This window comes from Poseidonibacter ostreae, from assembly GCF_009208075.1.
Taxonomy (GTDB): domain Bacteria; phylum Campylobacterota; class Campylobacteria; order Campylobacterales; family Arcobacteraceae; genus Poseidonibacter; species Poseidonibacter ostreae.
This window is the reverse complement of sequence record NZ_WFKJ01000006.1, coordinates 1-12,736: the sequence shown is the minus strand read 5'-3', so window position 1 is coordinate 12,736 and position 12,736 is coordinate 1. Positions and strand designations below refer to the sequence as shown.

15 protein-coding genes are annotated in these 12,736 nt (G+C 26.9%); 7 read left to right on the top strand and 8 right to left on the bottom strand.

The window, feature by feature from the left end; all coding sequences use genetic code 11:
- Positions 1-19 precede the first annotated feature (19 nt).
- Positions 20-850 (top strand): prephenate dehydrogenase, encoded by an 831-nt coding sequence (locus tag GBG18_RS03215; protein ID WP_152188345.1) that lies wholly within the window; start codon positions 20-22, stop codon positions 848-850.
- 10 nt (positions 851-860) lie between these two features.
- Here GBG18_RS03215 and folP read toward each other — a convergent pair whose 3' ends face one another.
- Genes folP through GBG18_RS03190 form a run of 5 tightly spaced genes read right to left on the bottom strand, consistent with a single transcriptional unit; the run spans position 861 to position 4,593 of the window.
- Positions 861-1,664: a dihydropteroate synthase gene (gene folP / locus GBG18_RS03210; protein ID WP_152188343.1), complete on the bottom strand. Its 804-nt coding sequence runs from the start codon at positions 1,662-1,664 to the stop codon at positions 861-863.
- A 16-nt stretch (positions 1,665-1,680) separates the two neighbouring features.
- On the bottom strand, positions 1,681-2,313 hold the full coding sequence (locus GBG18_RS03205) for a DNA polymerase III subunit delta' (RefSeq protein ID WP_152188341.1): 633 nt from the start codon (positions 2,311-2,313) through the stop codon (positions 1,681-1,683).
- A gap of 2 nt (positions 2,314-2,315) precedes the next feature.
- Entirely contained in the window at positions 2,316-2,867 is a 552-nt protein-coding gene (locus tag GBG18_RS03200; protein WP_152188339.1) for a HobA family DNA replication regulator, read from the bottom strand.
- A gap of 2 nt (positions 2,868-2,869) precedes the next feature.
- Entirely contained in the window at positions 2,870-4,081 is a 1,212-nt protein-coding gene (locus tag GBG18_RS03195; protein ID WP_152188337.1) for an aspartate kinase, read from the bottom strand.
- 17 nt (positions 4,082-4,098) lie between these two features.
- Positions 4,099-4,593, bottom strand: coding sequence for an RNA pyrophosphohydrolase (locus GBG18_RS03190; protein ID WP_152188335.1), 495 nt, complete (start codon positions 4,591-4,593; stop codon positions 4,099-4,101).
- Positions 4,594-4,648: 55 nt separating this feature from the next.
- On the opposite strand from GBG18_RS03190, the gene hemW reads away from it, so the two are divergent.
- The 6 genes from hemW to GBG18_RS03160 all read left to right on the top strand — a co-directional run bounded on the left by hemW (position 4,649) and on the right by GBG18_RS03160 (position 10,568).
- Entirely contained in the window at positions 4,649-5,716 is a 1,068-nt protein-coding gene (gene hemW, locus GBG18_RS03185) for a radical SAM family heme chaperone HemW (RefSeq protein WP_152188333.1), read from the top strand.
- A 48-nt stretch (positions 5,717-5,764) separates the two neighbouring features.
- Complete coding sequence (gene prmC, locus GBG18_RS03180; protein ID WP_152188331.1) at positions 5,765-6,598, top strand: peptide chain release factor N(5)-glutamine methyltransferase; 834 nt, start codon at positions 5,765-5,767, stop codon at positions 6,596-6,598.
- A gap of 14 nt (positions 6,599-6,612) precedes the next feature.
- Positions 6,613-8,580 (top strand): M3 family metallopeptidase, encoded by a 1,968-nt coding sequence (locus tag GBG18_RS03175; protein ID WP_152188329.1) that lies wholly within the window; start codon positions 6,613-6,615, stop codon positions 8,578-8,580.
- A gap of 50 nt (positions 8,581-8,630) precedes the next feature.
- On the top strand, positions 8,631-9,113 hold the full coding sequence (locus GBG18_RS03170; RefSeq protein ID WP_152188328.1) for a hypothetical protein: 483 nt from the start codon (positions 8,631-8,633) through the stop codon (positions 9,111-9,113).
- Between the two features lie 11 nt (positions 9,114-9,124).
- Complete coding sequence (locus GBG18_RS03165) at positions 9,125-9,403, top strand: hypothetical protein (RefSeq protein WP_152188326.1); 279 nt, start codon at positions 9,125-9,127, stop codon at positions 9,401-9,403.
- 112 nt (positions 9,404-9,515) lie between these two features.
- Positions 9,516-10,568, top strand: a complete 1,053-nt coding sequence (locus GBG18_RS03160; protein WP_152188324.1) for a tyrosine-type recombinase/integrase — start codon at positions 9,516-9,518, stop codon at positions 10,566-10,568.
- Between the two features lie 14 nt (positions 10,569-10,582).
- Here GBG18_RS03160 and GBG18_RS03155 read toward each other — a convergent pair whose 3' ends face one another.
- The 3 genes from GBG18_RS03155 to GBG18_RS03145 all read right to left on the bottom strand — a co-directional run.
- On the bottom strand, positions 10,583-11,236 hold the full coding sequence (locus GBG18_RS03155; RefSeq protein ID WP_152188323.1) for a peroxiredoxin-like family protein: 654 nt from the start codon (positions 11,234-11,236) through the stop codon (positions 10,583-10,585).
- Positions 11,237-11,339: 103 nt separating this feature from the next.
- Positions 11,340-12,017: a haloacid dehalogenase type II gene (locus GBG18_RS03150; protein ID WP_152188321.1), complete on the bottom strand. Its 678-nt coding sequence runs from the start codon at positions 12,015-12,017 to the stop codon at positions 11,340-11,342.
- Between the two features lie 79 nt (positions 12,018-12,096).
- Positions 12,097-12,736 (bottom strand): TetR/AcrR family transcriptional regulator (locus GBG18_RS03145; protein WP_226898689.1); only part of this gene is annotated, 640 nt, incomplete at its 5' end.

Here is a 12,736-nt window from a genome sequence, read left to right as displayed (position 1 = left end):
TTACAAAAAAGGTGTTAACTTGAATATAGGAATAGTTGGTTTAGGACTAATGGGTGGTTCTTTAGCAAAAGCAGTTAAAAAATATGGAATAGCTAAAAAAGTTTATGGCTATGCAAGAAGTGAAAAGTCAAAAAAAGAGATTCAAGAACTAGGTTTAGTAGATGAGCTAGTTGATATTCAAACATTAAAAGACTCGTGTGATTTAATTGTTTTAGCAATTCCTGTTGATAATATTATATCTTTTTTACCAAACCTTCTAGATATAGATAAAAATACTACTATCATGGACTTAGGTTCTACAAAAGAGTTTATTGTAAAAAATATTCCAGAGCAAATAAAAGAAAATTTTATAGCAGCTCATCCTATGTGTGGTTCTGAGAAGTTTGGACCAAAAGCATCTATGGATAACTTATACGAAGGAAAGACAGTCGTATTATGTGATTTAGAAAATAATATAGACCTTCATAAAAATAGGGCGATTAAAGTGTTTCAAGATATTGGAATGAGACTTGTTTTTATGGATTCACACAATCATGATGTTCATGCTTGTTATATGTCTCATCTTCCTCATGCTATTTCTTTTTCTTTAGCAAATACAGTAATGAATCATGAAGACCCAAAATCTATTATTGCACTTGCTGCTGGTGGTTTTACGGATATGAGTAGAATTGCTAAATCAAGTCCTAATATGTGGACTGATATTTTTAAACAAAATAGAGAAAACTTACTAAACTCAATTGATTTATTTGAAGATCATATGAAAAAAGTAAGAGAAATGGTTGAAAAAGAAGAGTATGAAAAACTAGAAGAATGGATGAAAAAAGCTAATACTTTACACGAGATTTTATAGTAAAATTAACTCAAGAAATTGAGTTAATTGCTTCTTGAACTTTTAAAGCTTGATAATGTTCATAAACATCATGACATCTAATAATTGAAGCACCTCTATTAACTGACTCTAAGTGAATTGCTAAAGTTCCAGGTAATCTATCTTTTATTTCACAGGGCGTAATCATATCAATCATAGATTTTCTACTCGCACCTATTAATAATTCATATCCAAAATGTTTAAAATACTCTAGTTTATTTAAAAGCAATAAGTTATGTTCTAAAGTTTTTCCAAAACCAATACCAACATCTAAAGCTATATCTTTGATTCCAAAACTTTTTGCTTTTTGAATTTGCTTTTTAAAATATTCATCAATATCTAAAACAACATTCTTATATTCTGGTTTTTCTTGCATATTAGATGGTTTATTTTGCATGTGCATTATGATTACTTTTGCATTATACTTAGCACTTATTTTACAAACTTCATCATTTGCTAAACCTGTAATATCATTTACTATTTTAAAACCTTTATTTAAAACATAATCAATAACTAAAGGAGAATAAGAATCAATAGAAAAATCTATTTTTTCAAAGTATCTTTCTTTATAAATAGTGTCAACAATATTTTTTAAACGCTCTAATTCTACTTTTTCATCTACTTCAATACTACCAGGCTTACTAGAAACTGCACCAATATCAATAATATTTGCACCATTTTCAATCATCTTTTCAATTTTAAAACTAGCTTCCTTGATATCAAATCTACTCTCTTTAAAAAAAGAGTCTTCATTTGCATTTAAAACACCCATGATTTTTGTTTTGCAAGTTTGCATTTTTTAAACCTTAGTTTTAGATTTTTGTTTTTTGATTTGCTAAAGATAAAAGTAGAGTAGTTAGAATATTAATCGGTCTTGAGTTTAACTCTAAAAGTTTTAAGGCTTTTGAGAATAAATCTAACTGTGAAGTTGATAATTTCATATTTTGTTTGTTAGCTTTTAGTAAAATAGATTCAACTACATTTTTTGCTTCATTTTTAGATATTTTTTGATTCTCTTTTAAAAACATATAAATATCTTTTAAATCTAATTTTGAAATATCTAAAGAAATCTCTTCTTTTAATAATGAAGTTTTCATATATTTATAAGGCATTCGAGAATATATTGTTGGTAAGATTGAAGATTTCGAGTTTGTAAGAATAATAAATATTACATTTCGAGGAGGTTCTTCTAAGACTTTTAATAAAGAGTTTTGAGCCTCTTTTCTAAAAGTACTTCCGCATAAAAAGATATATTTATTTTCATTTGAAGCAATATACGCTTCTTTTATAGCCTGAGTTGCTTGTAGAAGTTGAAATTCATCTTTCTCTTCATTTTTAATTATTCTAATATTATGAGGAGAATAAAAAGCTAATAAATCATTTAATGTTTTTTCTATATCATTAACTATTAAAATAGTTGATTTATCAATTTTTTTATCAATCATTTTTAGTTTTCTACGTTAATTTCTGCAAAAAGTGCTGAACTTACAGTTTTATTATATAGTCTAAACATTTGTAAAAGTTTCATATCTAAAGCTTCATCATTTGATCTTAAATTAAAAGCATCTTGTATCTCTTCATCAAAAAGCCATAAAAAAGAGTTTTTAGAAACTTTTGGAATAACAGCACGAACATCTTGACTTTTCCCTATATACCAAAAACAGTAACCATTAGGAAAAGATATATTTAGCATATCTTTTATATATGAAATATCATCATCAGATTTTATATTATCCATATATTTGTAAAAAGATTTAAAATCATAAAAGGGTAAAAATGGTCTATTTAATTTAGGAGAATTAACATTTGATAAAACATACTCTAAAAACCATTCTCTATCTCTATCTGTTAATACAATTACAGAAGCACCTTTTTCTAATAAATTTACAATATTTTTAGAAACTAATGGAGTCCATTCGTACTTTTTTTCTTCCAACCAAGGAGAAATCAATCTATCTTCCCTGATTGTATCAACTGTCCAGTTTAAAAATTCTTGCACGCTTACTTATCCAGATTATAAGCTTCGTGTAATGCTCTTACTGCTAATTCTGCATATTTTACTTCAATAATCATTGAAATTTTTATTTCAGAAGTTGATATGATTCTAATATTGATATTCTCTTTAGCTAATGAAGAAAAAGCTTTTGAAGCAACACCTGTATGTGATTTCATTCCAACACCTACAATTGATACCTTACAAATGGCATCATTATAGTCAATTTTTTTAGAGTCTTCTTTAAATCTAGCCATCACTTCTTTACAAGCTTCAAAATCACCAGTAGGAATTGTAAAATCTAAATCTGTTGCACCATCAACACCAACAGTTTGTACAATCATATCAACATTAATATCAGCATCAGCAAGTGATGTAAAAATTGATGCAGCAATGCCTGGCTGATCAGTTACTCCATACATTCCAACTCTGATTTGATTTTTGTCTAATGCGATTCCACTTACTACTGGTTTTTCCATAATATTCTCTTCCTTTGTTATTAACGTACCTTCAACTTCTGGTGTGAAGCTAGATCTTGATACTAAGTTTACATTTAATTTTTTTGCCATTTCTACAGATCTGTTTTGTAAAACTTTTGCTCCTAAAGAAGCTAGTTCTAACATTTCATCATAAGAAATTTTTTCTAATTTTTTTGCTTTTGGTTCAATTCTAGGATCTGTAGTATAAATACCATCAACATCTGTATATATCTCACAAATATCAGCTTTAATAGCACCAGCAATTGCAACTGCTGTTAAATCACTACCACCACGACCAAGTGTTGATACTCTTTTTGTATCAATTGTAACACCTTGGAAACCTGCAACTATAACAGTCTTACCATTTGCAATTGCATCTTTAAGATTTGTTGTATCAATATCTTCAATTCTAGCTTTAGTATGTGCATTATCTGTAATAATTCCAGCTTCTCTACCACTCATTGATGTAGCTTTGTAACCTTGCTCATTTAAAGCAATTGATAATAGTGCAGATGTAACTCTCTCACCTGAACTTAATAACATATCCATTTCAGCAGGGTTTGCTTGTGCTGAAAAACTCTCTGCATATTCAATTAGTTTGTTTGTTTCACCACTCATTGCAGAAACTACTGCAATTACATCATGACCCTCATCTTTAATTTTTTTTATAATATTCGCAACATTTTGGATTCGCTCAAGTGTACCAACACTCGTACCTCCAAATTTTAATACTTTTAACATTTACTCATAATTCCTTTTTAAATATAACCTTCAGTTTTAAAATATTTTAGAACTTGTTTATAAACTGTTCTTTTAAAGAAAGTTATATAGTCATAAATATTTTTTGTTGGTACAAATTTGTATTCGCTGAACTCAGGGATTTCAGTTTCAATATTAACTTTTGCACCTTTTTTTAATTTTACTAAATAATATTTTTGTATTTGCCCATCGTAAGGCTGCATCTTTTTTGCAATTGCTGGAGGGAAGTCATAAGATACCCATTGTGGATATTCAGCAATTATTTCTACCTCTCTTGTTCCTATTTCTTCTTCAAGCTCTCTATATAAAGCTTCTTTTGCATTTTCACCTTCATCAATTCCACCTTGTGGGAATTGCCAAGCATTATCAACATCAGTTCTTGATGCAATAAATATTTCACAAGTATGTGGGTATTTTGCTGATAGTACAATCGCTGCTACATTGGGTCTATAATTTTTAGTATTATCTTTTGTGATTTCATTTTTATCAGTCATAAATATGTTTTCCCTTATAATTAGCCAAATATTTTACAGAAATTAGGATTAAAAATTGCTTTTATATATACATATACCTTTTTGCGATAGCAAATGTTTTTACTGTGCATTTAATTCATATACTGATAAGTTTCATTTAAAACTTGAGTATATGAAAGCATTAAAGAAACAATTAAAAAATGAACTAGATAATTATGTTTTAAAACATAATAAAGAAATAGAAACAGTATTTATAGGAGGAGGAACTCCATCTTGTGTAAAAGCCCAAGAGTATGAAGAAGTTCTAAATATGATAAAACCATATTTAATAAAAGACGCTGAAATTACAACAGAAGCAAATCCAAATTCTGCTTCTTATGAATGGCTTGAAACTATGCATAAGTATGGAGTTAATAGAGTTAGTTTTGGAGTACAAAGTTTTAACAATGATAAGCTAAAATTTCTAGGACGTTCACATAAGAGTAAAAGTGCTATAAATGCTATACAAAATGCAAAAAGTATAGGTTTTAATGGTATTAACTGCGATATCATATATGGAGTTCAAGGTGATACTTTAGAGAGTATGAAAGAAGATTTTAAACAAGCTTTCTCACTTCCAATTACACATTTAAGTGCCTACTCATTAATGATAGAAGAAGGTACAAAATTCTTTGATAGATCATCAGTTAAAATTGATGATGAAGAGCTATCTTATGAAATATTTGATTTTATTAAAGAACATAATTTTACGCAATATGAGATATCAAATTTTGCAAGAGAAAAGAAATATGAATCAAAACATAATTATGGCTATTGGGAACATAAAGAATATTTAGGAATTGGAGCAGGTGCAGTTGGCTATGTAAATAAAAGAAGATATTATCCATCAAAGAGTATTGAAGAATATATAGAAAATCCTTTGAAAATGGATTATGAAGCAATAGATTTAGAGGATATTAAAACAGAAAAAATACTTCTTGGTTTTAGGTGCTCAAATGGAGTTGCATTATCCTTATTTACGCAAAAAGAATTAGAAAAAGTGAATCATTTAATAGAAAATGATAAAGTTTTGCAAAAAAATCAAAGAATTTATAATAAAAACTTTTTATTATCAGATGAATTAGCTTTATATATTTTAGAGTAATAACAATTTAACTATAATATCAAGTTTAAAAAGAGGTTTATACATAATATGACAATAAAAGATACGATAAGAAAATATACAAATGATTTAAAATTTGTAACACATATACCAGCTAAAGAAGTTGAGATGTTAATGATGTATTTACTTGAAAAGAATACTATATGGTTACATCTTAATTATAATAAAGAGTTTGAACAAGAAAAAGAGCTTGGAAAATTAATAAAAAAAAGAGCAACAAATTATCCAATGGAGTATATAATAAATAAAGCCTCATTTTATGGAGAAGTTTTTATAGTCCAAGAGGGTGTTTTAATTCCAAGACCAGAAACAGAGCTGTTAATTGATAGTGCACTTGAGATTATAAAAACTATGGATAATAATAAAAGAATTAATGTACTTGAAATTGGTACAGGTTCAGGAATAATTTCAGTTATGCTAGCTTTATTAATTGAAGATATTAAAATTATTGCTGTTGATATAAATGAAAAGGCATTAGAACTTGCAAAGAAAAATGCAGTAAAACATGGTGTTGAAGATAAAATTGAATTTAGACTTAGTAATTTATATGAAAATATAAATGAAACAAATATAGATTTAACAATATCAAATCCACCATATATTGCAAATGATTATAAATTACCTGATAATGTTAAATTTGAACCTTCAAATGCATTATTTGGTGGAAGAGTAGGTGATGAATTATTAAAAGATATAATTGATCAAACAAATGAAAGAAATATCGAATATTTACTTTGTGAAATGGGATATGATCAAAAAAATCCTTTAACAAACTATTTACAAAATTTTGATATAAAAAGTTTTTCATTCTATCAAGACTATGAAAAGTTTGATAGAGGATTTACAATACAATTTAAAAAATAAAAAGGAATATATAAATGTTTAAAGAATTTAATTTAGAAGAATTAACACAGTCAAAAGTATTATTAGAAAAATTATTAGAACAATCAAAAAATGAAATATTAGAACTTATGAAAATAGAAGAGAAAACATATGAGAATTTTGTAATGCCTTATGAAGAAATAGGGGAGAGCATAAATGATTTTCTTACTCCAATTTTTCATATTGATTCAGTAAAAAATTCTGAAGTTACAGGAAAAGTTTATGAAGAATGCCTTCCTGTTATATCAAAATATGAAACTTGGATATCTCAAAATGAAAGTATTTATATAGCTTTAAAAGCTATACAGTCTAACTATAAAACTAGTTTAAATGATATACAAAATAAAGTATTAGAAAATGAGATAAGAGACTTTATTCTTTCTGGATGCCACTTAGATAATGATAAAAAGAAAAGATTAGAAGATATCAATTTAACTCTAAGTGAGTTATCTCATAAGTTTTCACAAAACTTACTTGATGCAACAAATGAATTTGAAATGATTATTGAAAATGAAGAAGATATAAAAGAAATACCTGTTTCAGATTTAGAGTTAGCAAAGTTTGAAGAAGATGGTAAAACAAAATATAAGTTTACTTTACAAATACCTTCTTATATGGCTTATATAACATATGGAACATCAAGAGATAGAAGAGAAGAGATTTATAAAGCATATTGTACAAAAGCTCCTCAAAATGGAAAGATTATAGAACAAATACTTAAATTAAAAAATGAAAAAGTGAAAATCTTAGGATTTAACTCTTATTCAGAATACTCTTTACAAACTAAAATGGCTTCAAAAGAAGAAGAGGTAGTAACATTCTTAGAAGAGTTAGGACATAAGGGAAAAGCTAAAGCAATTGAAGAGTTAGAAGAAATCAAACAATTAGCTAGTAAAGATGGAATAAATGATTTTAGATCATCTGATATGGCTTATTATTCTGAAAAGCTTAAGAAAGCTAAATATGACTTAGATGAAGAGTATTATAGACCTTATTTTGAACAAGAATCAGTATTAAATGGTTTCTTTGACTTCTTATATCAAATGTTTGATATCAAGTTTGTTCAAACAGATGCAAAAGCTTGGGATGACAAGGTAAGAGTTTATAATCTTTTATCAAATGAAAAAGAAATTGCAAGAATATATATTGACCTAGAAGCTAGAAAAGATAAAAGAGGAGGGGCTTGGATGAATAACTGGCACTCTCATTATGTAGATTCAAAAGGAGAAAAACATCTTCCTACTGCTTTTATTGTATGTAATTTTCCACAATCTACTGATACTACACCATCATTATTAAGACACTCAGATGTTGTAACACTTTTTCATGAAATGGGACATGCACTACACCATTTAGTTAGTGATATCGAAGATCCATATGTAAGTGGAATTTCAGGTGTTGCTTGGGATACAGTTGAGTTTCCATCACAGTTTTTAGAATACTTTTCATACGATAAAGATGTATTAAAACTATTTGCAAAACATTATAAAACTCAAGAAGTACTTGATGATGAAGCAATTAACAGAATTATTAAAGCTAAAAACTTTCAATCTTCACTATCTTTAGTAAGACAAGTAGAGTTTGCTTTGTTTGACTTTAAACTATATCAAGACTTATACAATAGTGAAGAAGAAGTACAAAATTTACTAGATGAAGTAAGAAAAGAATTTGCAGCAATAATACCACCTTCTTATAACAAATTTCAAAATGGTTTCTCTCATATTTTTGCAGGAGGATATTCAGCAGGGTATTACTCATATAAATGGGCAGAAGTACTTAGTGCCGATGCTTTCTATATGTTTATTGACTCAGGAAATATCTTTAATAAAGAGCTTGCTTTAAAATATAAAGAGACTATTTTATCAAAAGGTGGTTCATCAAATATGGATCAATTATTTTACAATTTTGCACAAAGAAAGCCAAGTATTGATTCTTTATTAAAAATTGATGGAATTATTAGCTAAATTTAGCAATAATAACAAATAATAATAATATCAGTGAGGATTTAATAAAAATGACAAATGCAGAAACAATTTCAAAACTAAACAATGCTTTAAATACTTTGATAAAAGCCTATGAAGAACTTGAAGAAAAAAACACTAAATTAGAAAACAGAATTACTGAACTAGAAGATGAAGTTCTTGAATTAGAGACTGTTAAAGAAGATTTAGAAGTAAATGTAAATGACTTCAAAACAAATACTGAAGAAGATAATTCTAATATTTCTTCAATGTTAGGTAAAATTGAAGGTTTATTAAATAAAAAAGTTTCAGGAGATAATACACAAAATAGTTCTTCTGATAATACTTTAAATGAAATTAAAACTGCAGAAGAGGTTCCTTCTAAAGTAGAAGAAGAAACTACTGAAGGTAATATCTTCTCTAATAATACTAATAACAATGAAAACGATGAAAAAAAACCTGATGAGAATAAGTCTGAGGATAACAAAATAGATTTAAATAGAATGGCCTCACTTTTAAATGGATTTAACAACTAGAAACTATAATAATGATTACATTATTAAATAAAACATCTTTGTATAACACTTTTGGTGTTGATGATTTTAACTCAATTGAGGGTGCTATTGATAATATGGCACCTTCTATGGTGGAATACCATTTATCGGACTTAAGTCAATATTGTGAAGACATTTATTTAAACAAAAGAGATATAGAGAAAACTGTCTCAATAGGGGATTATAGTTTATACATTGATTATAGTGATAACATCTACTTAGAATTAGAAGACAATAATAACACTAGCTGTGAAACTGCAACTTTTTGGTAAAACTTTTTTAATTATATACAGTTATATTCATCTCAAAGTAAAGATATAATATAATTTGGAAATTATAGTTTCCAAAAGTAAAATATATTTTAAAGTATAAAGAAGGTTAAAATTGAAATATCCATTAGATTGTGAAGATACATTTAGTAAAACGTATTTATTCTGGTTATCAAGGTTTATTAGAAATAAGATTACATCTCTTTCAAATAGACAAGTAAAAAATAAAGATAGACTTGCTCTTATACTACAAGAACTTACAATTGGTTTTGATTCAATTGAGAGCTTAAAACTAACTATTAAAGAAGTACGTAATATTGGGGTTAATAGTATTCATGTATACTTTATACCCCTTGAAAAGCTATACAACTTTATGATTAACTATGGTCCTAGTTCTATGAAAGAAATGGATGAAGAGCTTTTACGAGATTTTTTAATTACACAAACTAGTAAATTATCTGATGCAACAAAGAAAAACTATAGAATTTCACTAGTGACTTTCTTTGGATATATTGATAAGCAAAATGAAGAAACAAATGGTTTTGTTTATAGATATGGTATTGAACTTAAAAATTGGGGAGGTTTAAGTGGTAAAAGTGGTACTAAACTACCCTCTTTTATGAAAAAAGATGAAGTTAGAGTTTTTATTGAAGCAATTGACCTTTATCCCTTTAGTGCAAAAATAGCAGCAAGAAATAGACTTGTTATCAAAATTATCCTTTACACAGGTATTAGAGTTAGTGAAGCTATAAATATTGAGTTAAAAGACTTTAATAAAGATGGTGATGTTTTTATAATTCAAGTTAGAGGTAAGGGTAATAAACCTAGAGTAGTAATGATTAAAGCTAATATTATTGCAAAAGATTTAAATGAATGGAATGAAGTTAAACCAAATAATAACACCCTACTTTTATGCAATCAAAAAGCTAAGGCTCTAAGTCAAGCATATATTAGTAGTATTGTTGAAAAAATATTACTAAGTATTGGGATAAGAAAAGAAAAAAATGGTGCGCATATGTTAAGACATACATTTGCTACAATGCTTTATCAAAAAAGTAAAGACTTAATATTAGTACAAGAATCTCTAGGACATGCTGATATTAATACTTCTAGAATATATACTCATTTTGATAAAGATCAGTTAGAACGTACTACTGATATATTTTAGTACGTTCTTTATACTTATTTGTGCTTTTTAATTGCATCAATAATATCTTGAGGTTCACATCTTTTAGTGTAATCTTCATCAATAAATGCAAATATAATTTCTTTATTTTTATTTATTACATAAGTTGCTGGCATTGGTAATTCATAAGAATCATCATCATTACTTGCTGGAATATCAATATTAAAACTTTTATAAATAGGTCTTAACTCTTCAGCTAATGAGAATACTAAACCATAATCTTTAGCAACTTTATTATTTGCATCACTTAATACTTCAAACTGTAAGTCATGTTTCTCTTTTGTACTCAAACTTGCATCTGGAGATTGAGGAGATATTGCAATTAATTTTGCACCTAATTGTTTTAATTCATCATTTCTTTCTTGTAAAGCTTTTAATTCAAAGTTACAATATGCACACCATGTTCCTCTATAAAAACTTACTACTGCAAAATCATTATTTTCTAAAGTATCAAATAAAGAAACTTCTTTTCCAATTGCATTTGGTAATTTAATTTCACTTGCTTTACTTCCAATTTTTAATGCATTTTTACTAATATTACCATCTTCTAATTTTTTTGTTGCTTTTAACATTATATCTTGTATCTCTAAAGGAGCCTTTTTTTTAAATGCTACTTGGTACTCTTTTATTGAATCTATTAATCTTGACATTTTTATTCCTTAACTTTATTAATTTAATTAGCCAATTTTTGGCACCATTTCTATATATTCTTATAGAATATTAATTCTATAACTACAAAAAAATTAGATTCTTTTAATCTCTAATTTTTTTTGTGAAATCTAGTAAAGAGTTTACAACTAAAGTAGGTTTAATTTCCCATGGATCAAAAATCATATCACTTGATCTTTGAACCCATGCTGATTTCATTCCTGCTGATATCGAGCCTGTTACATCAAAAGAGTTAGAGGAAATTAACCAAGCTTCTTCTCCTTTTACATCTGCTTGTCTTAAAAAATGTGCATATGCTCCTGGTGTTGGTTTAAAAGTTTTAATATCATCAACACTTACAATACCTAAGAATAAATCCTTTATATTTGCATTATCAAGTAACTTTTCAAGTGTAGCTTTTTCTCCATTTGAGAAAGCAAATATTCTAAAACCATCTTTTTTTAATTCAGTCAAAGCTTCTTTTACTTCATCAAAAGCAGGTAAAACTTTACAAATTGACATTAATTCATCTTTCTGTTCTTTTGATAATGAAACATTATAATATTTACATGTATATTCAAGTGCATATAAAGTACAAGTAGCAAAAGTTACATAGTTTACCATTGCGGCTCGTCTAAAAGAGTATTCTAATTGTTTCTCTCTCCATGTTTGAGAAAAGCTTTTTGCTTTATCTGCTATTAACTGTTCTAAAAGTACTAAAACTCCATTTGTATCAATTAATGTACCATATACATCAAATGCAAGTGTTATATTCTTTGACATAAAATCTCCTTTTATATAGTTATAGAACATTAATTCTAAAACCATAGATTAAATTTAAAATTTATTACTAATTTTTAAATTATCTTATCATACTCAATATATTATTTATTATAATATCACTATCTTTTTGAGAGTGATTATATTTACCATATACATGAAAGCCATGAATAAATGTGATAATAGTAAGAGCCATTGCCTTTGGATCTGCACTAAATTCACCTAATTTTGTAGCTTCTTTAAGATTTGTTTCCATTTGAGAACATATATGATCAAAATATTGTTTTGGAATACTATATGTCTCTTCATCCATAAACTGTTTTTCTCTCATGGTGTTAGAGAATAAACAACCTTTAAAATTATCTCTAAATTTAAAACTTTGAAAAAATAACTCAATTCCTTTTTTACCAGGGTTGCTTTTTAATATATTCAATTTTTGTGATGACCATTTAATATAATAATTATCTAATGAATCTTTAAAAAGTCCTTGTTTATCTTTAAATAAAGAATACATAGTTCTACGATTTAAACCTGTGTGCGAAACTAATTGGGCCATAGATACACCTTCATATCCTTTTTCCCAAAATATTTCCATTGCACTATCAAGTACTTTTTCTAAATCATATTCTACAGGTCTCGCCATTATTCTATCTCCATTTACACTATTATAGAATATTGATTCTATAATGTCAAGTGTTTTATGTATTTTATTAAAAAGATTT

Coding starts and splice junctions, on each gene's coding strand:
- folP (WP_152188343.1), bottom strand. CDS start 1,664: ATGCAAACTTGCAAAACAAAAATCATGGGTGTTTTAAATGCAAATGAA.
- GBG18_RS03205 (WP_152188341.1), bottom strand. CDS start 2,313: ATGATTGATAAAAAAATTGATAAATCAACTATTTTAATAGTTAATGAT.
- GBG18_RS03195 (WP_152188337.1), bottom strand. CDS start 4,081: ATGTTAAAAGTATTAAAATTTGGAGGTACGAGTGTTGGTACACTTGAG.
- GBG18_RS03190 (WP_152188335.1), bottom strand. CDS start 4,593: ATGACTGATAAAAATGAAATCACAAAAGATAATACTAAAAATTATAGA.
- prmC (WP_152188331.1), top strand. CDS start 5,765: ATGACAATAAAAGATACGATAAGAAAATATACAAATGATTTAAAATTT.
- GBG18_RS03175 (WP_152188329.1), top strand. CDS start 6,613: ATGTTTAAAGAATTTAATTTAGAAGAATTAACACAGTCAAAAGTATTA.
- GBG18_RS03170 (WP_152188328.1), top strand. CDS start 8,631: ATGACAAATGCAGAAACAATTTCAAAACTAAACAATGCTTTAAATACT.
- GBG18_RS03165 (WP_152188326.1), top strand. CDS start 9,125: ATGATTACATTATTAAATAAAACATCTTTGTATAACACTTTTGGTGTT.
- GBG18_RS03155 (WP_152188323.1), bottom strand. CDS start 11,236: ATGTCAAGATTAATAGATTCAATAAAAGAGTACCAAGTAGCATTTAAA.
- GBG18_RS03150 (WP_152188321.1), bottom strand. CDS start 12,017: ATGTCAAAGAATATAACACTTGCATTTGATGTATATGGTACATTAATT.